Origin of the sequence: Agromyces tardus (assembly GCF_003710805.1) — a bacterium.
In the GTDB taxonomy this organism is placed as follows: Bacteria; Actinomycetota; Actinomycetes; order Actinomycetales; family Microbacteriaceae; genus Agromyces; species Agromyces tardus.
Genome location: NZ_RHHB01000057.1, coordinates 1 through 23,219 on the forward strand (window position 1 = coordinate 1; position 23,219 = coordinate 23,219).

A 23,219-nucleotide genomic window follows, 5' to 3' on the forward strand; every position below is an offset into this window, starting at 1 on the left:
GTCACGTCGCGCTGCTCGCGCTCGTCGCGGCGGCTGCCGCGATCGCGGCCGCCCTCGTGGTGGCAGCCCTCGGCGCGCCCGCCCTCGTCGCGCCGGCCCGGTCCGACGAGCGCGGCGACGCCGTGGTGGACGTCACCATCGTGCCGCGCGCCCCGGCCGCGGCAGGCTCGATCGCAGGACCGCGCGCCGCCGATGCCCACCACCATCATGATGTCGGCACCCTGGCGGTGTTCCTGGACCCGGACCGGACCCGCGGCTCGCTGCCGGGATGGCTTGAGAAGGCGATCCCCTCCTCGCGCGTCGCCCAGCTCGCCTCTCCGACCGGCCCGATCGCGGGCGTCGGGATCTACGCCGCGACCACGCCCGACCGGATCGCGTGCCTCATCGCCCGGATCGAGGCCGCGGAGATGATCTGGTCGTGCGCGCCCGTTCCCGAGCTCGCCACCGACGGCATGGTGTTGCGCACCGCGATCCCCGAGGGACTCGGTTCGGGCCTCGACCCGGACGGCGACGGCATCTCGGGCGATGCCGGGCGCACCGACCTCCTCGTCGTCGAGTGGCACGCCGACGGCACGTTCCGCATCGCCCGGGAACCGGGCTGAACGGGCAGAATTGCGCCATGGCCTTCAGGATCAAGCGCGTCTACGAGCCGGCCGAGGCATCCGACGGCTACCGGGTGCTCGTCGACCGGCTGTGGCCGCGCGGCGTGCGCAAGGAACGTGCAGAGCTCGACGAGTGGGCGAAGGATGCCGCGCCCTCCCCCGCGCTGCGCACCGAGTGGCATCACGCGGAGGGCGACCGGTTCGACGAGTTCGCCGAGCGGTACCGCGAGGAGCTCGACGCGAATCCGGCCGCCGAGGCGTTGCTCGCCGTGGGACGCGAGCACGAGCGGGTCACGCTGCTCTTCGGCGCGCGCGACGAGGTGGAGAACCACGCGGCCGTGCTGCTGGGATGGTTGGGCGAGCATGGGGGCGACGTCGAGGGGTGACGACCCGTTGCCGTTCCCGCGCGACGGGCGTAGCGTGCGAACCGACCCGATGAAGGTTGAGGTTCACTGATGAGCACCGCCCGTACGCTCCGGATCGTCGGCGCAGGCCTCGTCGCCGCTGCCGCCGTCACCCTCTCGATCGCCGGCCCCGCGCAAGCGGTGGACCCGGGGAGTGGCACCACGGTCGTCGCGCTCAACACCGGCCAGGAGACCACGGATGCCCGTGGCGGGGCCCATGGCCTCTTCCGCTATCGGATCGTGGGCGACCAGCTGTGCTATACGCTCGACGTCTCCGGGCTCAGCGCCCCGGCCGTCGCCGCGCACATCCACCTCGCGCCGCGTGGCGTGGCGGGCAACGTCGTGATTCCCCTGGTGGTCGAGTCCGCGACGGATTTCGCCGTCACGACGTGCGTGACCGACGCCGACGTGCCCTCGGTCGCCGAGGACCCGAGCCAGTACTACGTCAACGTCCACACGTCGACGTACCCGGGCGGCGAGGTCCGCGGGCAGCTGCACTAGACGGCCTGCCCGGCACCGCCGGTGCCGCACCCGGTGAACAGGTCCTCGGGCCCGCCGGGCGCCTTGTCCGAGACCGGCGGATCGTAGAGCGCGCCGATCGGCACGGATCCGCTCTGCGCGAGTCGATTGACGATGAGGTCGAGGATCGAGATCTGCCGCGAACCGAGGCGGCGGTGGGCCGCGAAGGCCGCGAAGGCCGACGAGCCGCTTGAATGTCGGCTCGTGCGGCAGCGTGTCGAGGTCCGCCGTGAAGGGGCGTTGCAGCGAGGCATCCTCTCGGTACAGCGAGTGCAACAGTGAGCTCGACCGTGCGCCGCGCGGAGAATTCGATGAAGTCGAAGTCGCCCACTTCGAACAGTGTTCATGAATACATCGATGATCAGCGGTTTCGTGGCCATTCCAATGTCGGTGGGTGCTGCTTGGATGGACTCATGCCAGGCACCCTCGAGCTCCCGACGCACACGGCGCTGCAGTTCGAACTGGCCTCGATCGCGGCCTTCGAGGGCATGTTGCGCCAGCTGCATGCCGACCAGTACCGCCGCATCCAGCGCGCCCGCGAGCTCGCGGCCGAGGTCGATGGTGTCACCGCGTCGAGCACCACGCGTGAGCGCGACATGGCGACCCGCTCGTTCGTTGCCGAGCTGGCGACGACGCTCGGCCAGCACGAGGCATCCGCCGCACGGCTGGTCACCGAGGCCGAGCGCCTCACTGGCCCACGCAGCGCGACACTCGGCGCCCTCGGGGCCGGCGAACTGTCCCTCACGCAGCTGCGCTCGGTGCTCGAACTCACGCAAGCCGTCCCTGCCGAGGTCGCCGACGCGGTCGAGCGCGTGGCGCTCGATGCGGCCGCCGCTGCGGAGGCCGCCGGCGGCGCGTCGACGAATGCCGAGGTACGTCGACGTATGCGCCAGGTGCGCGAGCGGATGCATCCGGAGCCCCTTGCCGACCGCCGGGCTCGGGCCGCCAGCGAGCGGCGGGTGTGCGTCGAGCCCGCACCCGACGGCATGGCGTGGCTGAGCATGTTCCTCGAGGCCGAGCGCGCGATCGCGATCGATCACCGGCTCGACGTGCTCGCGGCCCGCGAGGCGTCCGGCGACTCCCGCACGGCGGCGCAGCGCGCTGCCGACCTCGCGGCCGACCTGCTGCTCGGCGGCGCACTGCCCGATGACGAGCGCACGCGCTCCGGCCTTGCCGCTCTTACCGGTGCCGTGCAGCCGCGCATCAACGTGACGGTGCCGGTGCTGACCCTGCTCGGCCTCGACGACGAGCCCGCTGACCTCGAGGAATACGGCCCCATCGACGCCGACACCGCCCGCCGCCTCGCGGGGCACGCTCCCTCCATGCGGCGCATCCTCGTGCACCCCGAGACCGGCGTAGCCCTCAGCTATGGGCGGGAGCACTACCGCGCGCCGTCCGACCTCGATGGCTTCGTGCGCGTGCGCGACGGCCGGTGCCGCTTCCCCGGCTGCTCGCGCCGCGCCGATCGGGCCGACCTCGACCACACGACGGCGTGGGAGCACGGCGGGCAGACCGCCGACGCGAACCTCGCGGCGCTCTGCCGTCGCCACCACCGGCTGAAGCACGAGAGCGGATGGCGCGTGGCGCACGAGCCGGGCGGGGTGATGCGGTGGTCGTCACCGGCCGGGCATGTGCTGCGCACGTGGCCGGAGCGACCGTTCGTGCCGGTCCGGGCCGGTGAGGGTGCCGATCCGCCGGGCACCTCCGGGTCTGCGGATCCGCTTCCGCCGCCGCCACCACCCGCGTTCGGTGATCGGTTCGATGACGAGTGGCGGTCCGTGCTGGAGGATGCCGCGGAGCCGGCGCCCTTCTGACGTGGCGCCGACCTCCGCCGACCCCCGCCGACCTCGTGCGTGCGACGATGGAGTGAGCGAGCCGAAGGGTCGCACCGCGATGACCTCCCCAAGACGACGAACCGACCACCGCCCCGGGTACCCGCCGCCCGCACTCACCGCGGCCGTCCTCGCGCTCATCACCGTCGTGCTGGCTCTCTGGGCGGTCGCCGTGATCGGCGAAACCTCCGCTCGAGCGCTCGCCACGTACACGCCGGTCGAGGCGACGGTCGTCGACGAACACACCGAGATGCGGCTGGTCGCCGACCGGCGCGGCAGCAGACCCGAGCCGTTCCGCGTCGTGACCGTGCAACTCGCCGACGGCGGGCGCGCCGACCTGCGCTCCGACGATCTCGTCGTCGGCGCGAGCGCGACGGTCTACCGCAGCGACTCGGGCGCCGTGTTCGAGAGCCCACCCGCGCGGCCCGGCCTGCTGGAGTGGAGCCTGTGCGCAGGCGTGGTGGCCGCGGCGGTCGTAATGGCCCTCGTGTCGGTGCGCGTCGTGCTGCGGCTCCGACCGGCGTCGTGAGCCGACCCGCTGCCTGACCTCGTGCGTCGTCGGGCCGTGCGCATCACGGAACGACGACGAGCTTGCCCTTCACCGTCCCGGCGCCGATGCGCGCCAACCCCTCGGGCACACGCGCGAGCGGCAGCACCTCGTCGATCACGGGCGTCACGGCCCCGGATGCGACGAGTGCGCCGAGCTCGTCGAGACCGCCGTTCGGCTTCGCCGCGAGCAGGCGCAGCGTGCGTCCTGCCGCGTCGGGTCGGCGCCCCGATGCGGCGACCGCGGCGATGGTCCGCGTCGAACCGCCCACGACGACGAGCCGCCCGGCGGGTCGGAGCGCACGCCGGTACACGGCGAGCGGATGCGACGCGACGAGGTCGACGATCACGTCGTAGCCCGCGGCATCCGCGAACGGGTCGACGACCGGGTCGTCGGCGTCCACGACCGCCGTCGCGCCGAGTGCGCGCAGGAGGTCGAGCTTTCCGGCGCGGTCGACGGCCACGACGTCGGCGCCGAGGTGCAGGGCGAGCCCGACCGCGATCGTGCCGGCACCGCCGGCCGCACCGACCACGAGTACGCGCTCGCCCGCCCGTACGGCGGCGACGTCGACGAGCGCCTGCCATGCGAGTCCGCCCGCCTGCGGGATCGCCGCAGCGACCACCGGACCGAGCGCCGCCGGCCGAGCGCGCAGCGCCGTGGCATCCACTGCGACGAACTCGGCGAATCCGCCCCAGCCCGCCCCCGAGACGTCGCCCCAGACCGCGTCGCCGACCTGGAACGGGGTCTCACCGGCGCCCACCGCGACCACCTCGCCGGCGACGTCCGCGCCGAGCACCGGGTGCGCAGGCCGGCCCGGTGCACCCAGGCGCACGAACCACGGGCGCCCACGCAGCAGGTCCCAATCCCACGAGTTGACGGATGACGCGCGCACCCGCACGAGCACCTGTCCGGCCGCAGGCCGCGGCACCGGGACCTCGACGAGCTGCAGGCGCTCGGGGCCGCCGTAGCGGTCGTACCGCAGGGCGCGCATGCGAGCGGGCAGCGCCGCGGCATCCGTCGCCTCGGTCACGGCGCCAGCAGGAAGATCGCCGGCCACCCCGTGTGCGCGTACACGATCACCGCGAACACGACCGCGTCGAAGAGCAGGTGCACCACGAGCACGTACGTGAGCGACTTCGTGAGCTTGAAGGTGTAGCCCTGCAGCAGCGCGAACGGGATCGTGAGCAGCGGGCCCCACGACTGGTAGCCGAGCTCCCACAGGAACGAGACGAACACCACGGCCTGCAGCACGTTGGCCTGCCACACCGTGAAGTGGCGCCGCAGCAGTGCGAACACGGTGCAGATGAAGAAGAGCTCGTCCCACGTGCCCACCGCGTTGACGCCCACGAAGAGGCGCGCGATCTCGTCGGGCTCGGTCACCGTGGGCCAGTTCGTGTAGACGCCCGAGGTGATGAAGTAGAACGGCAGGATGAGCCACGCGAGGAAGATCACGAAGAACAGGTAGACCCACTGCACCCGCGTCCACGGAACCCCCGTGCGCCACGGGAACCGGATCACGTGATCGCCGTACACGTAGCGCGAGATCACGTACGGCACCGCCACCGAGAGCGCGAGCACGGTGCCCATCAGCAGCATGTTGCCGTAGCTGATGTCGGCCGCGACCGAGATCGACGAGATGATCACCTGCCCGAGCGCGATGAGCGCGAGGTCGGGCAGCAACCGGCTCGTTCGACCCGACCGGTCGACGAGCCATGCGATCGCGAGGCCCACGGCGAGCACCGCGGAGCCCGGCAGTTGCAGCTCGAAGCCGAACAGCAGGATCGCCGCCGAGCAGACGATCGCGGCGGGCAGCAGCCCGATCGGATGGGTGCGCACCTCGGGCGGCGCGGCGACGGTGGCGGACACCCCTCCAGCATCGCACGACGCCCGGCGGGGCGCCCGCGCCTGTCGGCGGCGCATGCCACCATCGATCCATGACCCGGATGCCACGGCCCACGCCTCCCTCACCGGCCGCGCCGCACGCCATCGTGCCGCCGTGGCTGCTCGATCGCATCGCCGCGGCCGATCCGCAGTACCCCACCGCCGCCGAGGCCGCCCGCCGCTCGCTGCTGCGCGACGGCCCCATGCGCGAGTGGCGCAACGCCGCCGAGCCGCCGCCGTTCGCCGAGCGCGAGACCGACGCGCGCACGCCGTCGATCCTCGCGGAGTCGGTGCGACCCGACCGGCGCATCTCCGATGCGGGCGGCGAGGAATCCCTGCCCGGCCGGCTCGTGCGCCGCGAGGGCGAACCGCCCACCGGCGACACCGCCGCCGACCAGGCCTACGACGGACTCGGCGAGACCCACCGCCTGTTCGCGCGCGTGTTCGACCGCGACGCTATCGACGGGGCCGGCGGCGCACTCGAGGCCACGGTGCACTTCGGCGACCACTACGACAACGCCTTCTGGGACGGCGAGCGCATGGTGTTCGGCGACGGCGACGGCGAGGTGTTCCGCGGCTTCACCGAGTCGCTCAGCGTGGTCGGCCACGAGCTCGCGCACGGCGTCACCGAGCGCACCGCCCGGCTCCGCTACTCGGGGCAGTCGGGCGCGCTCAACGAGCACATCTCCGACGTGTTCGGTGCGCTCGTCGAGCAGTACGCCATGGGTCAGGATGCCGCGGCCGCGACGTGGCTCATCGGCGAGGGGGTCTTCACGAGCGCCGTGCAGGGCCGCGCGCTGCGCGACATGCTCAACCCCGGCACGGCGTACGACGACGACGTGCTCGGCCGCGATCCGCAGCCGGCGCACTTCCGCGACTACATCGAAACCACCGACGACAACGGCGGCGTGCACCTGAACTCGGGCATCCCCAACCGCGCGTTCGCGCTCGCGGCGCGCGAGCTCGGGGGCTTCGCGTGGGAGCACGCGGGGCGCATCTGGTACGACGCGCTCACGAGCGGGCGGCTGCGCCCGACCGACGGATTCCACGTGTTCGCCGCCGAGACGGTGCGCGCCGCCGAGCAGCGCTACGGCGCCGACTCGCGTGAGGCGCGGGCGGTCGACGCCGCCTGGCGCGAGGTCGGCATCGAGCCGCCGGAGCCGCGGGCCTGAGGCCGGGGTCGCCCGGCGCCCCGTCAGCCGACCCGCTCGAGCCGCACGATGACCGCCTTCGACACGGGCGTGTTGCTGCCGATCGCCGTGCTGCCGAGCGGAACGAGCACGTTCGCCTCGGGGAAGTACGCCGCCGCGCACCCGCGCGCCGTGGGGTAGGCCACGACCCGCTGCGCGGGCAGCACGCGGTCGGGCTCCCCCGGCCACTCGCTCACGACGTCGACGCGGTCGCCGTCGGCGAGGCCGCGTTCGGCGAGGTCCTCGGGGTGCACGAACACGACGTCCCGGCCCTTGCGGATGCCGCGGTACCGGTCGTTCAGGCTGTAGACCGTCGTGTTGAACTGGTCGTGCGAGCGCAGGGTCTGCAGGATGAGCCGCCCCGGCGGCACCTCGATGGGCTCGAGCCGGTTCACCGTGAGGTGCGCCTTCCCGCTCGCCGTGCGCCAGGTGCGGGAGTCGCGCGGGCCGTTGGGCAGCACGAACCCGTTCCTGCGGCGCACGTCGTCGTTGAAGTGCTCGAACCCGGGCACCACGCGGCTGATGTGGTCGCGGATGACGTCGTAGTCGCGCACCATGCCGGCCCAGTCGATGCCGTGGCGGTCGCCGAGCGTCGCCTCCGCGATCCCGGCGACGATCGCGACCTCGCTGCGCACGTCGTCGCCGACGGGCGGGATGCTGCCGTGCGACGCGTGCACGGCGCACACGCTGTCCTCCACCGACACGAACTGGGCACCGCTCCCCTGGACGTCGATCTCGGTGCGTCCGAGCGCGGGCAGGATGAGCGCCTCCTCGCCCGTGATGACGTGCGACCGGTTGAGCTTCGTCGAGACCTGCACGGTGAGCCGCGCGCCGCGCATCGCGGCCTCGGCCGCGACCGTGTCGGAGATCGCGCCCACGAAGTTGCCGCCCAGGGCGACGAACACCTTCACGCGTCCGTCGCGAAGCGCGTGCAGGGTGTCGACCGCGTCGAGCCCGTGCGCACGCGGCGGCTCGAACGCGAACTCGCGGCCGAGGGCGTCGAGGAACTCCCCCGGCATCCGCTCGCAGATGCCCATCGTGCGGTCGCCCTGCACGTTGCTGTGCCCGCGGATCGGCGAGGCGCCGGCGCCGGGCCTGCCGATGTTGCCGCGCAGCAGCAGCAGGTTCACGATCTCCTTGATGGTGCCCACGGCCTGGCGCTGCTGCGTGAGCCCCATCGCCCACGTGACGATGACGCGATCGGCGGCGAGGTAGCGCGCGGCGAGGTCGTCGATCTCCTCGGCGGTGAGCCCGGTCGCCCGCAGCACCTCCACCTCGTCGAGGTCGGCGAGATGCGCCGCGAAGGCCTCGAGTCCCACGGTGTGCTCGTCGAGGAACGCCCGGTCGAGCACGGTGCCGGGGGCGGCCGCCTCCGCGTCGAGCACACGCCGGCTCACGGCCTGCAGCAGCGCGAGGTCGCCGCCCGACCGGATCTGCAGCAGGCGGTCGGCGATCGAGGTGCCACGGCCGAGGATGCCGCGCGCCTTCTGCGGGTTCTTGTACCGGATGAGCCCGGCCTCGGGGAGCGGGTTCACGGCCACGACCGATCCGCCGCTGCGCTTCGTCTCCTCGAGCGCGGTGAGCATGCGCGGGTGGTTCGTGCCGGGGTTCTGCCCCATGACGATGACGAGGTCGGCCTTGCCGAAGTCGTCGTAGGCGATCGTCGACTTGCCGACGCCGATCACCTCGTTCAGCGCGGTGCCCGTCGACTCGTGGCACAGGTTCGAGCAGTCGGGCAGGTTGTTGGTGCCGAACGCGCGCACGAAGAGCTGGTACAGGAACGCCGTCTCGTTCGCAGTGCGGCCGCTCGTGTAGAAGGCGGCCTCGTCGGGCGAGTCGAGGGCGTTGAGGCGCTCCCCGATGAGCTCGAACGCGCGCTCCCACGAGATGGGCTCGTACCGGTCGGCGCCCGCCGCCTTGTAGACGGGCTCGACGAGGCGCCCCTGCTGCCCGAGCCAGTACTCCGTGGCATCCTGCAGCGACGACAGCGGATGCTGCGCCCAGAACTCGCGCGGAACCGTGAGCTGCGTCGCCTCCCACGTGATCGCCTTGGCGCCGTTCTCGCAGAACTCGAGCGCATTGCGGTGGCCGGGATCGGGCCACGCGCAGCTCATGCAGTCGAATCCGCCGTCTTGGTTGACGTCGAGCAGGAGCCGGGCGGCGCGAGCGGGGCCGAGCTTCGCGACCGTCGCCTCGAGCGTGCGCACCACGGCGTCGGGGCCGACCGCCTGGCGCTTGGGGTGCCCGACGTGCAGCTCGGGGTAGTCGCCGTGCTCGGGAGTCACGCGGACACCTGCGTGGCCGTGACGGACGTCGGCCGGACCCGCCGGTCACCTGCATAGACGACGAGCGAGGTGCCGCGCACGAACCCGGCGAGCGTCAGGCCCACCTCCTCGGCGAGGTCCACCGCGAGCGACGACGGCGCCGAGACCGACGCGACCACGGGGATACCGGCCATCGACGCCTTCTGGGCGAGCTCGAACCCGGCGCGACCCGAGAGCACGAGCACGGTGCCGCGCAGGGGCAGCCGACCCTCGCGCACCGCCCAGCCCACGACCTTGTCGACGGCGTTGTGGCGTCCGACGTCCTCGCGCACGACGAGCAGCTCATCGCGCTCGACGTCGACGAGAGCGGCCGCGTGCAACCCGCCGGTGCGTTCGAACACCGACTGCGCAAGTCGCATCCGATCGGGCAGGCCCGCGAGCCACGCCGGGTCGACGAGCACGCCGTCGTCGCGCACCGCGTGCACCGACCTCGAGCGCACCGCCTCGATGCTGTCCTTGCCGCACAGCCCGCAGGCGCTCGTCATCGTGAGGGCGTGCCGTGCGGAATCGGGCACGGTGACCCCCGCGGCGAGCCGCACGTCGAGCACGTTGAACTCGCCGCCCCCGTCCGACGCACCTGGGGGTGCGCCGGCGCAGTGCCGCGCCGTGACGACGTCCTCGCGGTCGTGCACGATCCCCTCGGAGACGAGCAGGCCGAGCGCGAGCTCGACGTCGTGCCCCGGGGTACGCATCGTCACCGCGAGGGCCTGTCCGCCGACGCGGATCTCGAGCGGCTCCTCGACGGTGAGGTGATCCTCGCGACGGGCGGTGCGCTCGCCGATCGTATAGCGGGTGACGCGCCGACGCGCCGTGATCCGACCCATGGCCGCCATCCTCTCACCTGCGCACGGTACGGGCCCCGTCGCGGGACCCACGTCCCGTCGGCCCGCGGCGGGCCCGGGGTAGCATCGCGGGCATGGACGTGATCGTGTCGCGCAGCGGCGGCATCGCGGGGCTGCGCCTCACCTGGCGCGTCGACGTGGACACGCAGCCCGACCCCGACCGCTGGTACGTGCTCATCGGCGAGATCCCGTGGGAGGAGGCGCCGGCGGCGCCGCCCGAACCCGACCGCTACACCTACCGCATCCGCTGCGAGCCGCACGAGGGCGCCGCTCACGAGGACGCCGGTCACGAGGGCGACGACCACGAGCCCACCTCCCCGAAGCCCCACGACGACGCTGCGGCGGAGGCGCGTGAGGCGACACTCGCCGAGCGCCAGCTCACCGGCCCGTGGCGCGAGCTCTTCGACCGCGTGCGGGAGGCGGCGGAACCCCAGCGCGGCGGCCGCGCCGAACGGTAGTCGCGCTGATCGGCGGTCGCGCGACCCACGAACCGCGCCGCCGCCAGGGAAGACGACGCCGCCCTGCGGCGTTGCATCCACTCGTGACCGACACCCTGCTCAGCACCCGCGCGGCGGACGAACCGGTCGCCGCCCTTCGCACGGCCGACGTGGTCGTGATCGGCGCCGGGCAGGCGGGCCTCTCGGCCGCGTACCACCTGCGGCGTCGCGGGCTCGTCCCGGCGACGGATGCCGCGGGCTCGGCCGATGGGTCCGGCACGGGCTCGACCACCGACTCCGCCGCCGGCTCCTACATCGTGCTCGACGCCGAGCCGGGCCCCGGTGGCGCGTGGCGGCACCGCTGGCAGAGCCTGCGCATGGCGACCGTGAACGGCATCAGCGACCTGCCGGGCATCGCGCAGCCCGAGGTCGACCCCGACGAGCCGAGCTCGGCGTTCCTCACGCGCTACTTCGGCGACTATGAGCGGCAGCTCGACCTGCCGATCCTGCGGCCCGTCACCGTGTCGGCGGTGCGCCGCGACGACGACGACCCGAACGGACGGCTCACGGTCGAGTCCTCCGCCGGCCCCTGGTCGGCCCGCGCCGTGATCAATGCGACCGGCACCTGGACGCGCCCGTTCTGGCCGGTGTACCCGGGGCAGTTCACCTTCCTCGGCCGGCAGCTGCACACGAAGGACTACGTCGCGGCGAGCGAGTTCGCCGGGCAGCACGTCGTCGTCGTGGGCGGCGGCATCTCCGCGGTGCAGTTCCTCGACGAGATCTCGAAGGTCACGTCGACGACGTGGTTCACCCGGCGCGAACCGGTCTGGCGCGACGACGAGTTCGACCACCGGGCCGGTCACGACGCCGTGGCGCTCGTCGAGGAGCGCGTGCGCCAGGGCCTGCCGCCGCAGAGCGTCGTCTCGGTCACGGGGCTGCTGTGGACTCCGGCGCTGCGGGCGGCGGCGGAGCGCGGCGCCTTGGAGCGGCATCCGATGTTCACCGCCGTCGAGCCCGACGGCGTGCGGATGGCCGACGGCTCCTTCCTGCGCGCCGACGTCATCCTGTGGGCGACGGGGTTCCGGGCGGCGCTCGACCACCTCGCTCCGCTGCACCTCCGTGCGCCCGGCGGCGGCATCGTCATGGACGGCACGCAGGTCGCGGCCGAACCGCGCGTGCACCTGATCGGCTACGGCCCGTCGTCGTCGACGATCGGCGCGAACCGCGCCGGCCGTGCTGCCGTCGGCGGCATCCTGAAGCGGCTGGCGACGCCCGTCGTCGCCTGAGCGCTCGGGGCCTACCCGGCGGCGGCGTGGAGCGGGATCCCGGCCGCCCGCGCCGGCTCGGCGTACGCCCGCGCGAGGTCGGCGACGGTCGCGTGCGCGTTCAGGCCGCTCGGGTTCGGCACGACCCAGAGCTCCGCGCCGCCGAGCCGCTCCCCCTGCAGGCCGGCGCGCGCCTTCGGGCGGTCGAACCCCTGGCGGTAGGCGGTCAGTCCGACCACGGCGACGACGAGCGGATGCCACCGCGCCACGTCGTGCGCGAGGCGCACCGCGCCCTCCCGCAGCTCCGCGCGATCGAGCTCGTCGGCGCGGGCGGTCGCGCGGTGCACGAGGTTGGAGATGCCGATCCCGGCGTCGAGGAACATGCGCCGGTCGTCGTCGGTGAGGCCGTTCGCGAAATCGGGTACCCGCGGGATGACGCCCGCTGCCGCGAGCGCGGGATAGAACCGGTTGCCCGGATGCGCGAAGTGCGTGCCGGTCGCCGCCGTCCAAAGCCCGGGATTGATGCCCACGAACACGAGCCTCGGTTGCTCGGGCATGAGGTCCTCGACGCTCGCGCCGCGGAACGACTCGAGCTCGGCACGCGTGAATCCCACCCGGCGCTCCTTCCCGGCGACCGCGCTAGGTGGCGCTGAGCTCGCCGCGCACGATCGAGTCGCCGGAGTGCGCCGGGTCGCCGTCGACGGGCTCCGCCGACACGTCGACGAGGTTGAACTCGGAGAGGTCGATGCCGTCGGGCACCACGAAGCGCCCCGTGGAGCCGTCGAGGAGTCCGAGGCTCACGAGCCCCGAGGCATCCGATCGGATCAGCCAGACCTCGCGCACGTCGCCCGAGGGCACCGGGGCATCGAGGTCCACCACGATCGAGCGCACGCCGTCGTCGTCCTGCTCGAGGAGCGCCTCGCCCGTGGCCGACCACCCGGGGAACGCGTCGAGCTGAGCGGTCGCGAGCACGGTCTGCGAGGGGGCGCCGCCGAAGAGGCCGAAGCCGCCCGTCGCGGCGCCGATGGCCACGCCGGCGAGCACGCCGACCACGCCCGCCGCGACCGCGATGGGCCACCACCGGCGACCCGCGCCCGCGCCGCCGCCCCTGCGGTCGTCGCGCCGCTCGCGCACGGGCGCGTCGGTGATCGGCGTCACGGTGGCGGTGGGTTCGGGTGCGACGGCCACCGCCAACGGATCGGCCGCGAGCTCGGGCGCGAGGCCCAGCTCGCCGTGGATCGCGCTCCACACCGCCGACCGCGGCGCCTCGAGCTCATCCGCCGGGTTCGCGCGGCCGAGTGCGACGGTGCGAGTGAGGGACTCGTACTCGGCGAGGCACTCGACGCATTCGTCGAGGTGGGTGCGCTCGACGCCGTCGGGCAGGCGCCCCTCGAGCGCCAGCACGGCGAGTTCGTCAGGCTCGATGTGATCCATCATCCACCTCCCATCGCTTCCTCAGCCTCGTGAGGCTGCGTCGTACATGGCTCTTCACGGTGCCCACGGGCAGTCCGAGCCGCTCGGCGATCTGCGAGTGGCTGAGCTCATCGTAGAAGGCGAGCTGCATCACCCGCCTCGGCACCGGTTCGAGCCGATCGAGCTCCTCGGCCACCATGACCCGTTCGGCCAGGTCGTCGTGGATGTGGTCGGGCGCTGCGGATGCCTCGGCCACGAGCGCCTCCTCGAGCCGGCGGCCGCGCGAGCGCGCCTCGTGCGCGTCGGCGATGCGGTGCCGCGTGATGCCCACGATCCAGGCGCTCAGCGTGGAACGCGACGCGTCGAAGCCCGACCGCGTGCGCCACGCGGAGATGTACACCTGCTGGGTGACGTCCTCCGCGTCGGTGCGATCGCCCAGTGAGCGGAGCGCGAGGCGGAACACGAGCGGCGACCAGCGCGCGTACGCCTCGCGCAGCGCCCATTCGTCGCCCGCCGAGAAGCTCGCGGCGAGCGCCTGATCGTCGACCGATCCCGGAGCGGTGGAACTGCCCAGCTGACGCTCACCCCTTCGTGGTCGTGCGAGGTTGCCATCGCCGGCTGAGGATCGCCGGCGCGGTGCCGCGCCCGTTCGGCGCGGCGCTTCGATCAGCATAGCGAGCCTCCTCTCCCCTCATCCGACGGGCGTCGCCGTCACCACGAGATTGCTGAGGTAGCGCCGGTTCTCGTAGTCGAATTCGCCGCCGCAGGTCACGAGCGTCAGTCGCGGAGCACCCGAGCGGTCGAAGGCCGCCCGCCAGTCGACGTCGGCCTTCTCGATCACCTCGAGCGACTGCACCGCGTAGCCGCGGCGCGTGCCGGCGGCATCCGTCACGAAGACCGTCATGCCGGCGGCGGCGTCGCGAAGCCGCGCGAACGGCAGCAGGTCGTACTCGAGCGAGTCGACGTGCGCCGCGATCACGGTGGAACCGGCGGGACTGGCCGGCGCCGGTCCCCACTGGTACCAGGCCGCGATCGCCGGGTCGTCGTACAGGCCCATGCGGCCCTGGTCGTCGAGGCCGACGGGTCGGACGGAGACGTCGATGCCGAGGTCGGGTACCTCGAGGCGGGTCGGTGCGGGCGGCACGACGACCGGGTGGTCCTCGAGCGCCGCCGAGGTGCGCGGGACGTCGGGGACCGCACGGGCCGGAGCCGCGGCGGCCGGGGAGGCCGACTCGCGGGGCGCCTGCGAGGCGGGCGCGGCAGTCGGCGCAGCAGGAGCGGACGTGCATCCGCTCAGCAGCGCGAGCGCGGCGAAGGCCGCGACCAGGGACCCGACGACCCCGGCCGCGACCTTCACCTCGGGCACGGTGCTCAGCGCTCCGACTCGGCGGCGCCACGGCGGCGCAGCAGTGCGAAGCCGAGCGCGAGCGCGGCGAGGATCGCCCCGCCGATCACCGCCCAGGTGCCCGTCCCGGAACCCGGGGCGTTCGTTGCGGCGAGGCCGGCCGAGCCCGCCGGAACGCCGTCGGGGGTGGAGTGCATGCCGGACACCGTCTGGACGGCCAGGGCGAGGTTGTCGTCAGCGAGGCTGCCCCACGCGTAGACGATCGTGTTGACGCCCTCGGCCACGTCGACGTCGGCCGGGCCGAGCACGGCGGGCTCGGTCGTGCCGGCCGCCACGATCGTCGCCGAGACGACGCTCGCGGGGATGTCGAGCTTCTGCTCGTCGGGGTTCGCGAGGTTCGAGACGACCGCGCTGCCGCCGGCGAGCACGTCGACCGCGGGTGCGGCTGCGACGTGGCGCACCGTGAGCCGGCCCTGGCCGGCCGCGATCTGCGACGTGTCGTTCGTGAAGAGGGTCGCCGTGGGCTCCCCCGCCTCGGTGAGGTGCGCGACCGCGGTGTAGTTCATTCCGGCCTCGAGCGGCAGGTCGACCGGTCCGATCGCGGGCGACGACGCGTCCGCGGCATCCGATGCCGTGATGGCGACGGTGTAGGTGCCTGCCGGGAGCTCGAGCGGTCCGGCGAGGTCGCCGGGCTCGAAGTCGTCGATCTTCAGCTCGTCGTTCACGTACACGTCGACGGTGAGTCCGGGCACGCCGTGCAGCACGGAGAGCATGGCGTTGTCGTCGGCGGCGTTGGCCGGCGCGATGGCGCCGAACGCCAGGAGCGCTCCGACCCCGACTCCGGCGGCGATGATCTTCTTCATGGTTCCCTCCAGGTGAGCCCCGGGAGTGGGGCGGCGAGTTGCCTTCATCACCTACTTCGGGCGGAACCGCGTGTTCGGATGCACCTGCATGGAAAGTTTCTCGGGACCGGGCGAATCGACCCGACGATCGGAACGCACCAAGGCCGCCGGATCACCGGCGGCCTTCTGAGACGGTGCGGGACGACTCAGCTCACGCCGAGCAGGTCGATCACGAAGATGAGCGTCTTGCCGGAGAGCTGGTGCCCGCCGCCCGCGGGGCCGTACGCCTTGTGCGGGGGAACGGTGAGCATGCGGCGTCCGCCGACCTTCATGCCGGGGATGCCCTCCTGCCAGCCCGTGATGAGCGCCTGCAGGGGGAAGTTGATGGACTGTCCGCGGCTCCAGGAGGAGTCGAACTCGTCGCCGGTGTCGTACTCGACGCCCAGGTAGTGCACGTCGACGGTCGAACCCGGTTTCGCCTCGGGTCCGTCGCCCACGACGATGTCCTCGATCACGAGCTCGACGGGGGCCGGTCCCTCGGGGGCGTCGACCTCGGGCTTGCTGTTGGTGTCAGTCATGGGTTCCATCCAAACGGAAGACGCCCGCCGCGGACAACCGTCCACCCCCCTCTTGCGCTGACTGCGAACATCCCGCACTCTGGAATCCGAGAACTCGTCGCCCCGGAGCGTTGTCGGCAGTGCCACACCACGGGGCGGCGAGTTTCCTCGTGTCGGGGCATGGGCCCCCGAGGGAACGGGCAGGCAGGCGGGCGTGCGCCGCCCCGTGGTGAGGTTCTGTGCGGCCGCTCAGGCCGGGGCCTCGTCCGCCATGAGTCGGGAGCGGATGAGGAAGCGCACCCCTTCCGGCGCCTCCACGGAGAATCCGCTGCCCCGGCCGGGCACGACGTCGACGGTCAGGTACGTGTGCCGCCAGTACGCGAACTGCTCCGTCGACATCCAGAAGGGCGCGACGCGCGGCGCCCCCGAGTCGTCGGGTCCGAGGTCGAGTTCGCCGAGCAGCACGTCGGCGGCGCTCGTGACGAACTCGCCCGCCGGGTAGCACATGGGCGCGCTGCCGTCGCAGCATCCGCCCGACTGGTGGAACATGAGCGGGCCGTGCTGCGCCCACAGCGTCGCGAGCAGGCCGCTCGCCGCGGGTGAGAGTTCCACCCGCGGCGAGGCCTCGCCCACGATCGTGATCGACGCCACCACGGGGTGGCCGGCGATGCGATCGAAGGTCATGTCACGTGCCGATCAGAAGAACCCGAGCGGGTTCTCGCTGTAGCTGACGAGGAGGTTCTTCGTCTGCTGGTAGTGGTCGAGCGCGAGCTTGTTGTTCTCACGGCCGATGCCCGAGGACTTGTAGCCGCCGAACGCCGCACCCGCGGGGTACGCGTGGTAGTTGTTCACCCACACGCGCCCGGCCTGGATGTCGCGACCGGCGCGGTACGCCTCGTTGCCGTTCCGGCTCCAGACGCCCGCGCCGAGCCCGTAGAGCGTGTCGTTGGCGATCGAGATCGCGTCGTCGTAGTCGCGGAAGCTCGTGACCGCGACGACCGGTCCGAAGATCTCCTCCTGGAAGAGCCGCATGCGGTTCTCGCCCTCGAAGATCGTCGGCGCCACGTAGTAGCCCTCGCTGAGGTCGCCGCCCAGGTCGACGCGCTCGCCGCCGAGCAGCAGCTTCGCGCCCTCCTTCTTGCCGATGTCGATGTAGCTGAGGATCTTCTCGAGCTGGTCGTTCGAGGCCTGCGCGCCCACCTGCGTCTCGGTGTCGAGCGGGTTGCCCTGCCGCGCCTGCTTCGTGCGCTCGATGGCGTCGTCGAGGAACGTGTCGTAGATCGACTTCTGGATGAGCGAGCGACTCGGGCAGGTGCACACCTCGCCCTGGTTGAACGCGAAGAGGCTGAACCCCTCGAGCGCCTTGTCGTAGAACGAGTCGCGCCGGTCGGCGACCGACTCGAACACGATGTTGGGGCTCTTGCCGCCGAGCTCGACGGTCGACGGGATGATGTTGGCCGACGCGTACTGCAGGATGAGCCGGCCCGTCGTGGTCTCGCCCGTGAACGCGATCTTGCGGATGCGGTTCGACGACGCGAGCGGCTTGCCGGCCTCGACGCCGAACCCGTTCACGACGTTGAGCACGCCTGCGGGCAGCAGGTCGCCGATGAGCTCGACGAGCACGAGGATCGACGTCGGCGTCTGCTCGGCGGGCTTCAGCACGACGCAGTTGCCCGCCGCGAGCGCCGGCGCGAGCTTCCAGGTCGCCATGAGCAGCGGGAAGTTCCACGGGATGATCTGGCCGACGACGCCGAGCGGTTCGTTGAAGTGGTAGGCGACGGTGTCCTCGTCGAGCTGCGTGAAGCTCCCCTCCTGGGCGCGGATGAGGCTCGCGAAGTAGCGGAAGTGGTCGCTCGCGAGCGGCAGGTCCGCATTGAGCGGCTCGCGGATCGACTTGCCGTTGTCCCACGTCTCGGCGACGGCCAGCAGCTCGCGGTTCGCGTCGATGCGGTCGGCGATGGCGTTCAGGATGCCGGCGCGGTGCGCGGCGCTCGTGCGGCCCCACGCGGGTGCCGCGGCGTGCGCGGCGTCGAGCGCCGCGTCGATGTCGGCGGCGGTGCCGCGGGCGACCTCGGTGAACGGCTTGCCGTTCACCGGCGAGATGTTCTCGAAGTAGGCGCCGCCCACGGGCTTCACCCACTCGCCGCCGATGAAGTGCTCGTAGCGGGGCTTGAAGTCGATCAGTGCGCCGGCGGTGCCGGGCGCTGCGTACACGGTCATCGTGTCTCCTCGTGACGTCGTTGTCTGGTGCCCGCCCTCCCGGCCCGTGCGGCCGGGAGAACAGGGTGAGCGTCACGGTACGAGGGAGGCCGTTGCGGCCCCGTTGCCCGAAGGTTGCAGGCGGGTTGCAGTGACGGATGCCGCGGCATCCGTCGATCGCCCGTGCGGCTATCGCAGGGCCGACTCGATGCGCTCGAGGTGGGAGACGACCGACGCGCGCCGGGGCGAACGCGGCGGCAGGATCTCGAGCAGCGCCCGCCACACCTCGGTGTCGTAGCGGTGCTCGTCGCGCTCGGCGTAGTCGAGCAGCAATTCGGGCGAGGCATCCGACAGCAGCGACTCGCGGAGCCGCCCGTCGAGCTCCTCGCGGAGCTCCACGATGCCCGGCGCGACCGACGCGGGCAGCACGGGCCCGGCGTAGCGTTCGAGTGCCTTGCGCAGCGAGCCCTGGCCGACGAGCCGGGCGACGGATGTCGCGTCGAGGTCGACCTCGCGGCCGAGCCGGTAGGGGCGCGACTCGAGCGGCGGCTCCCCCGCGGCCTCGAGCACGCGCCGGAGTCGCACGATCTCGGCCCGGAGCGTGACGGGCGAGGCCTCGCCCTCGTAGAGCAGGCCGGCGAGCCGCTCGGCACCGATGCCGCGCTGATGCCACGCGAGGAGCGTGAGGATCTCCGCGTGGCGGGGGCTGAGCTCCTGCGGGCCGAGGCGCGGACGCCGCCCGCCGAGCACCGTGAGGGCCGTTCGGGCGGGCTTCGGCGTGGGCACCGTCGTCATGCGCGAGCGCCGCAGCGTCGCGCGCACGGTCGACTCGAGGCTCGCGATGCGCAGTTCCGCCTCGACCGCCGCGACGGTCGCCGACACGAGCGAGAGGGTGTGCGGCGCGACGGCGTGGTCGGTGCCGGTGATGTCGATGACCCCGAGGACCGCGCCGCTCGAGGGGTCGTGCACGGGGGCCGCGGTGCAGCTCCAGGGGTGCACCATGCGGTTGTAGTGCTCGGCGCCGCGGATCTGCACGGCCCGGTCGAGCTCGAGGGCCGTGCCCGGCGCGCTCGTGCCGACGCTCGCCTCCGACCAGTCGGCGCCGGCGATGAAGAGCATGTCCTCGGCCCGGCGCCGCAGTCCCGCGTCGCCCTCGACGAAGAGCAGGCGGCCGTGCGCGTCGCCGACGGCGACGACGAGGCCCGCGTCATCCGCGCCGTCGACGAGGAGCCGCCGGATCACCGGCATCACGGGCGCGAGCGCGTGCGCCGCCCGGTACTCGCGGAAGGCATCGTCGTCGAGGTCGATGCGCGGCAGCGTGCGGTCGGGGTCGATGGCCCCGCGGAGCGCCCGCTCCCACGATGCCCGCACGACCGGACGCAGGGTGAGCGGCACCTCGCCGGTTTCGATCGCGTCCTGCTGGGCGCGCAGCAGCCGATCGCGCAGGGAGCTCGTGTCGCTTCGTTGCGGGTGCCGCTCCGGCACGGCCATGCCGTCTCCGATCGCCGTCAATCAGGGTGCCGCCATCATAGCCGCGGCTGCTGCGGTCGCGTCCGGTGGCGCAGCCTGGCAGAGGGGCCCGGCCGGGCCCGGCCTGTCCCGGCCCGTCAGCCGGCGATCGCGCGGCGGTCGGCCGTGATGGCGTCGAGCAGCACGCGCTCGTCGTCGAGGCGGCGCACGTCGCCGCGGCCGGTGACGAGGGCGTGACGGGTGAACGCGAGGTGCGTGGCATCCGCGATGAACCGCCGGACCTCGGCGGTGCGCGGCGGATGCTGCGCCTTCGCCCAGTCGACGGCCGCCCGCCGCCCGCGGGGGGTGGAGAGGCCCGCGACCTCGTCGGCGTTGAACCAGCCCGCCGCGGCGTACTCCGCGAGGTGCGTGCGCGTGACCCGGATCTCGTGCCTGCGCAGGAACACGACGAGCAGGATCGCGCCGACGAAGATCGGCACCTGCACCGTGAAGTAGAGCAGGAACGCGTCGGCGAAGGCGAGCGAGCCGTTCCAGAACGCGTGCAGCATGACGGCCCCGGCGAGGCCGATCAGGAACCACCCGATCACGCGCGGCCCGCCGCCCCGGCTCGCCGCGATGCCGATCGCGAGGCCCGTGCAGGCGGTGAACAGCACGTGCGCGAACGGCGAGAAGATGCCGCGGATCAGGAACGTCATGCCGAGCTCCGCGCCACCGCCCTCGATGAGCGCCGACCCGAAGTAGAGGACGTTCTCGGTGAACGCGAATCCCGCCGCGACCGTGGCCGCGTAGACGAGCCCGTCCACCGGGCCGTCGAAGTGCGATCGCGAGAACATGAAGATGAGCAGCACGCCGATGCCCTTGGCGAGCTCCTCGACGATCGGCGCCTGGACGACGGCTTGCACGGCCTCGTCGGGCGATGCGCCACCGCCGGCGAACGCGAACGCGAGCTGCACGCCGAGGTCGACGAGCAGCGCGATCGCGACCGAGACAGCGGCCCCCCAGAGGAAGGCGAACCACAGCGCCCAGCGCGGCTCGGGCTCCCACCGGTCGACCCAGCGGATCGCGAGCAGCACGAGCGTGAGCGGCACGAGCGCGAGCAGCGCGGTGACGGCGAGCGTCGAGAATCCGAGCGCGAGCCCGAGGTAGCCGGCGACGACGAGGCCGATGACGGCGGCCACCACGATGCCGATGATGGCGCCGACGCCCATCCCCGCCCTGCTCGAGGCCGGCTGGGGCCATGCGGGCAGGTGGGTCGGCTGCGGCTGCGACGAGGGGGTGATCGAACTCACGGGCCGAGCCTACCGAGCGAGCGGATGCCGCGGCGAGGCCGACGCCGGTCGCCGGCGGTCGCCGCGGGTCATGCCGGCGGGTCGAACATGACGCCGGGGTTGAGGATGCCCGCCGGGTCGAACACCGACTTGATGCCCCGCTGCAACTCGACGGAGTCCTCGCCGAGCTCCGCTGCCAGCCACCGTCGCTTCAGGATGCCGACGCCGTGCTCGCCCGTGAGCGTGCCGCCGAGGGCCACGCCCGCGCGGAACAGCTCGTCGGCGGCCGCCCAGACCTCGGCGGGCACCTCGTCGCCCTCGAAGACGAAGTTCGGGTGCAGGTTGCCGTCGCCGGCGTGCGCGATCGTGGGGATCACGAGCCCGTAGCGCTCGCCGATCTCCTCGATCGCCCGGAACATCGCGGGCAGCGCCGAACGCGGCACCGCGACGTCCTCGATGAGCACGTTGCCGCGGGCGGCGATCGCGGGGTGCATCGCGCGGCGGATGTCGAGCAGGCGCTCGCCCGACGCGGCATCCGTCGACACGGTCGTGCGCCCGCCCGCGCGCTCGATCACCTCGGCGACGACCGCGGCCTCGGCGTGGGCGGCCCCGTCGTCGCACTGGGCGAGCAGGAACGCCTCCCCCGACGCGAGCGCCTCGAGGGGCGTGCCCGCGACCGCCTCGGGGCCGAGGTACTCGCCGATGCGTGCGAGCGCGGCGGCGTCGATGAGCTCGAGCACGGCGGGGCGCACGCGCGCCGCCGTGATCGCCGCGGAGGCGGCCGCGGCCGAGGCGACGTCGGGGAAGGCGGCGGCGATCGTGACGACGTCGCCCGCGACGATCGGGCGGATGCGCACGGTGGCCTCGACGATGACCCCGAGCGTGCCCTCGGAGCCGGTGAAGAGCGCGGTGAGGTCGTAGCCCGTGACGCCCTTCACGGTGCGCCGGCCGGTGCGCAGGAGGCGCCCGTCGGCGAGCACGACCGTGAGCCCGAGCACGGCCTCGCGGGTGACGCCGTACTTCGCGCACAGCAACCCGCCGGCGTTGGTGGCGATGTTGCCGCCGATCGACGAGATCGCCCGGCTCGCGGGATCGGGCGCGTACCAGTACCCGCGCGGCGCGAGCGCGTCGTTCAACGCGCCGTTGAGCACGCCCGCCTCCACGACGGCGAGCTCGTTCGCCTCGTCGACCTCGAGGATGCGGTCCAGGCGCGACACGTCGAGCACGATCGAGCCCCGGCTCGCGATGGCCCCGCCCGCGAGCCCCGTGCCCGCCCCGCGCGGCACGACGGGCGTGCCGGTCTCAGTGGCGATGCGCAGGGCGGCCTGCACGTCGGCGACGGATGCCGCGCGCACCACGGCGAGCGGACGATGCTCGCCGCGCCACCCCGACCGATCCTCGCGGGCGGCCTCGAGGGCGGCCTCCCCGGTGTCGAGGGCGTCGCCGAGCGCATCGCCCAGCAGGTCGAGGACGTCGCGCGGCATGGCCCCCAGCCTAGCGCCGGAGCGATGTCCGATTCCCGCTGGTGCGGGCATGCGTCGCGTGCGAGGGTGGAGGCATGAGCCTCGCCACGACCCGCCGCCCCGCGGCATCCGTCGACCGCGGTGCGACCCGCGGGGCCGACCGCGCCGCCCGCAGCGCCGACAGCCTCGCCGACCCGCTCGCCGACCCCGTCTTCGCCGAGCGGTACCGCGCGATGCAGGCACGCGACGCGCGCTTCGACGGGCAGTTCATCACGGGCGTGCACTCGACGGGCATCTACTGCCGGCCGAGCTGCCCCGCGGTGGCGCCGAAGCCGTCGAACGTGAGCTTCTACCGCACCGCGGCCGCCGCGCACGAGGCGGGGCTGCGGGCGTGCAAGCGCTGCCTGCCCGACGCCGTGCCCGGCTCTCCCGAATGGGACCTCGACGACGACCTGGCCGCCCGTGCCATGCGCCTCATCGCCGACGGCGTCGTGGAGCGCGAGGGCGTGCCGGGGCTCGCCGCGCGCCTCGGGTACACGCCGCGGCACCTCACGCGCGTGCTCACGGCGGAGCTCGGCGCGGGCCCCCTCGCGCTCGCCCGGGCCCACCGCGCGCAGACGGCACGCGCCCTGCTCACCTCGACGGCGCTGCCCGTCGCCGACATCGCGTTCGCGTCGGGCTTCGGCAGCGTGCGCCAGTTCAACGACACCGTGCGGGCGGTCTACGAGCGCAGCCCGCTCGAGCTGCGGGCCGCCGCGCACGCGAGGGGCGCGCGCGGTCGAACGGATGCCGCGGCGCCGGCGGCCGCGGCGACGGCCG

General features: G+C 73.2%; 24 protein-coding genes. 9 read left to right on the plus strand and 15 right to left on the minus strand.

Annotated elements, in window-relative coordinates:
* The 5 genes from EDM22_RS19700 to EDM22_RS17155 all read left to right on the plus strand — a co-directional run.
* Nucleotides 1–602 (plus strand): hypothetical protein (locus EDM22_RS19700; RefSeq protein ID WP_170964188.1); only part of this gene is annotated, 602 nt, incomplete at its 5' end.
* A 17-nt stretch (nt 603–619) separates the two neighbouring features.
* Nucleotides 620–988 carry a DUF488 domain-containing protein gene (locus EDM22_RS17135; protein WP_122938301.1) on the plus strand — a complete coding sequence of 123 codons (369 nt, stop codon included), beginning with the start codon at nt 620–622 and terminating at the stop codon, nt 986–988.
* Nucleotides 989–1,057: 69 nt separating this feature from the next.
* The gene (locus tag EDM22_RS17140; protein ID WP_122938302.1) at nt 1,058–1,507 is read left to right on the plus strand and encodes a CHRD domain-containing protein; all 450 of its coding nucleotides are present in this window, start codon (nt 1,058–1,060) and stop codon (nt 1,505–1,507) included.
* A gap of 431 nt (nt 1,508–1,938) precedes the next feature.
* Nucleotides 1,939–3,339 carry an HNH endonuclease signature motif containing protein gene (locus tag EDM22_RS17150; RefSeq protein ID WP_170964189.1) on the plus strand — a complete coding sequence of 467 codons (1,401 nt, stop codon included), beginning with the start codon at nt 1,939–1,941 and terminating at the stop codon, nt 3,337–3,339.
* Nucleotides 3,340–3,391: 52 nt separating this feature from the next.
* On the plus strand, nt 3,392–3,886 hold the full coding sequence (locus EDM22_RS17155; RefSeq protein ID WP_122938305.1) for a hypothetical protein: 495 nt from the start codon (nt 3,392–3,394) through the stop codon (nt 3,884–3,886).
* Nucleotides 3,887–3,929: 43 nt separating this feature from the next.
* Here EDM22_RS17155 and EDM22_RS17160 read toward each other — a convergent pair whose 3' ends face one another.
* Together EDM22_RS17160 and EDM22_RS17165 are read right to left on the minus strand one after the other, a co-directional pair.
* A complete protein-coding gene (locus tag EDM22_RS17160) occupies nt 3,930–4,934 on the minus strand; it encodes an NAD(P)-dependent alcohol dehydrogenase (RefSeq protein ID WP_122938306.1) in 1,005 nt (334 codons plus the stop codon).
* On the minus strand, nt 4,931–5,770 hold the full coding sequence (locus EDM22_RS17165; RefSeq protein ID WP_122938307.1) for a CPBP family glutamic-type intramembrane protease: 840 nt from the start codon (nt 5,768–5,770) through the stop codon (nt 4,931–4,933). The genes EDM22_RS17160 and EDM22_RS17165 overlap by 4 nt, the downstream gene beginning before the upstream one ends.
* A gap of 68 nt (nt 5,771–5,838) precedes the next feature.
* Between EDM22_RS17165 and EDM22_RS17170 the strand changes: the two genes are divergently transcribed.
* Nucleotides 5,839–6,957, plus strand: coding sequence for a M4 family metallopeptidase (locus EDM22_RS17170; protein ID WP_245989510.1), 1,119 nt, complete (start codon nt 5,839–5,841; stop codon nt 6,955–6,957).
* A 23-nt stretch (nt 6,958–6,980) separates the two neighbouring features.
* On the opposite strand, the gene EDM22_RS17175 is transcribed toward EDM22_RS17170, so the two are convergent.
* Together EDM22_RS17175 and fdhD are read right to left on the minus strand one after the other, a co-directional pair.
* Nucleotides 6,981–9,260, minus strand: coding sequence for an FdhF/YdeP family oxidoreductase (locus EDM22_RS17175; protein WP_122938309.1), 2,280 nt, complete (start codon nt 9,258–9,260; stop codon nt 6,981–6,983).
* Nucleotides 9,257–10,123: a formate dehydrogenase accessory sulfurtransferase FdhD gene (fdhD, locus tag EDM22_RS17180; RefSeq protein WP_122938310.1), complete on the minus strand. Its 867-nt coding sequence runs from the start codon at nt 10,121–10,123 to the stop codon at nt 9,257–9,259. Before fdhD ends, EDM22_RS17175 begins: the two co-directional genes overlap by 4 nt.
* Nucleotides 10,124–10,215: 92 nt before the next feature.
* Between fdhD and EDM22_RS17185 the strand changes: the two genes are divergently transcribed.
* A complete protein-coding gene (locus EDM22_RS17185; protein ID WP_122938311.1) occupies nt 10,216–10,599 on the plus strand; it encodes a protealysin inhibitor emfourin in 384 nt (127 codons plus the stop codon).
* A gap of 95 nt (nt 10,600–10,694) precedes the next feature.
* Nucleotides 10,695–11,864 carry an NAD(P)-binding domain-containing protein gene (locus EDM22_RS17190; protein WP_122938325.1) on the plus strand — a complete coding sequence of 390 codons (1,170 nt, stop codon included), beginning with the start codon at nt 10,695–10,697 and terminating at the stop codon, nt 11,862–11,864.
* A gap of 11 nt (nt 11,865–11,875) precedes the next feature.
* On the opposite strand, the gene EDM22_RS17195 is transcribed toward EDM22_RS17190, so the two are convergent.
* The 11 genes from EDM22_RS17195 to EDM22_RS17250 all read right to left on the minus strand — a co-directional run bounded on the left by EDM22_RS17195 (nt 11,876) and on the right by EDM22_RS17250 (nt 22,421).
* Nucleotides 11,876–12,457: a mismatch-specific DNA-glycosylase gene (locus EDM22_RS17195; protein WP_122938312.1), complete on the minus strand. Its 582-nt coding sequence runs from the start codon at nt 12,455–12,457 to the stop codon at nt 11,876–11,878.
* 25 nt (nt 12,458–12,482) lie between these two features.
* Nucleotides 12,483–13,280: an anti-sigma factor domain-containing protein gene (locus tag EDM22_RS17200; RefSeq protein WP_245989512.1), complete on the minus strand. Its 798-nt coding sequence runs from the start codon at nt 13,278–13,280 to the stop codon at nt 12,483–12,485.
* Complete coding sequence (locus EDM22_RS17205; RefSeq protein ID WP_122938314.1) at nt 13,258–13,929, minus strand: RNA polymerase sigma factor; 672 nt, start codon at nt 13,927–13,929, stop codon at nt 13,258–13,260. The genes EDM22_RS17200 and EDM22_RS17205 overlap by 23 nt, the downstream gene beginning before the upstream one ends.
* Nucleotides 13,930–13,947: 18 nt before the next feature.
* The gene (locus tag EDM22_RS17210; protein ID WP_170964190.1) at nt 13,948–14,622 is read right to left on the minus strand and encodes a class F sortase; all 675 of its coding nucleotides are present in this window, start codon (nt 14,620–14,622) and stop codon (nt 13,948–13,950) included.
* 5 nt (nt 14,623–14,627) lie between these two features.
* Nucleotides 14,628–15,464 (minus strand): DUF4397 domain-containing protein, encoded by an 837-nt coding sequence (locus tag EDM22_RS17215; protein ID WP_122938316.1) that lies wholly within the window; start codon nt 15,462–15,464, stop codon nt 14,628–14,630.
* A 185-nt stretch (nt 15,465–15,649) separates the two neighbouring features.
* Nucleotides 15,650–16,021: an FKBP-type peptidyl-prolyl cis-trans isomerase gene (locus EDM22_RS17220; RefSeq protein WP_122938317.1), complete on the minus strand. Its 372-nt coding sequence runs from the start codon at nt 16,019–16,021 to the stop codon at nt 15,650–15,652.
* A gap of 228 nt (nt 16,022–16,249) precedes the next feature.
* Nucleotides 16,250–16,684 carry a DUF779 domain-containing protein gene (locus tag EDM22_RS17225; protein WP_122938318.1) on the minus strand — a complete coding sequence of 145 codons (435 nt, stop codon included), beginning with the start codon at nt 16,682–16,684 and terminating at the stop codon, nt 16,250–16,252.
* A gap of 12 nt (nt 16,685–16,696) precedes the next feature.
* Nucleotides 16,697–18,220: an acetaldehyde dehydrogenase ExaC gene (exaC, locus tag EDM22_RS17230; RefSeq protein WP_122938319.1), complete on the minus strand. Its 1,524-nt coding sequence runs from the start codon at nt 18,218–18,220 to the stop codon at nt 16,697–16,699.
* A 168-nt stretch (nt 18,221–18,388) separates the two neighbouring features.
* Nucleotides 18,389–19,690 (minus strand): helix-turn-helix domain-containing protein, encoded by a 1,302-nt coding sequence (locus EDM22_RS17235; protein ID WP_122938320.1) that lies wholly within the window; start codon nt 19,688–19,690, stop codon nt 18,389–18,391.
* A gap of 116 nt (nt 19,691–19,806) precedes the next feature.
* Nucleotides 19,807–20,958 (minus strand): PrsW family intramembrane metalloprotease, encoded by a 1,152-nt coding sequence (locus EDM22_RS17240; RefSeq protein WP_138708124.1) that lies wholly within the window; start codon nt 20,956–20,958, stop codon nt 19,807–19,809.
* Nucleotides 20,959–21,026: 68 nt separating this feature from the next.
* Nucleotides 21,027–22,421: an FAD-binding oxidoreductase gene (locus tag EDM22_RS17250; RefSeq protein ID WP_122938323.1), complete on the minus strand. Its 1,395-nt coding sequence runs from the start codon at nt 22,419–22,421 to the stop codon at nt 21,027–21,029.
* 212 nt (nt 22,422–22,633) lie between these two features.
* Here EDM22_RS17250 and EDM22_RS17255 point away from each other — a divergent pair.
* Nucleotides 22,634–23,219 (plus strand): bifunctional transcriptional activator/DNA repair enzyme AdaA (locus tag EDM22_RS17255; RefSeq protein ID WP_245989514.1); only part of this gene is annotated, 586 nt, incomplete at its 3' end.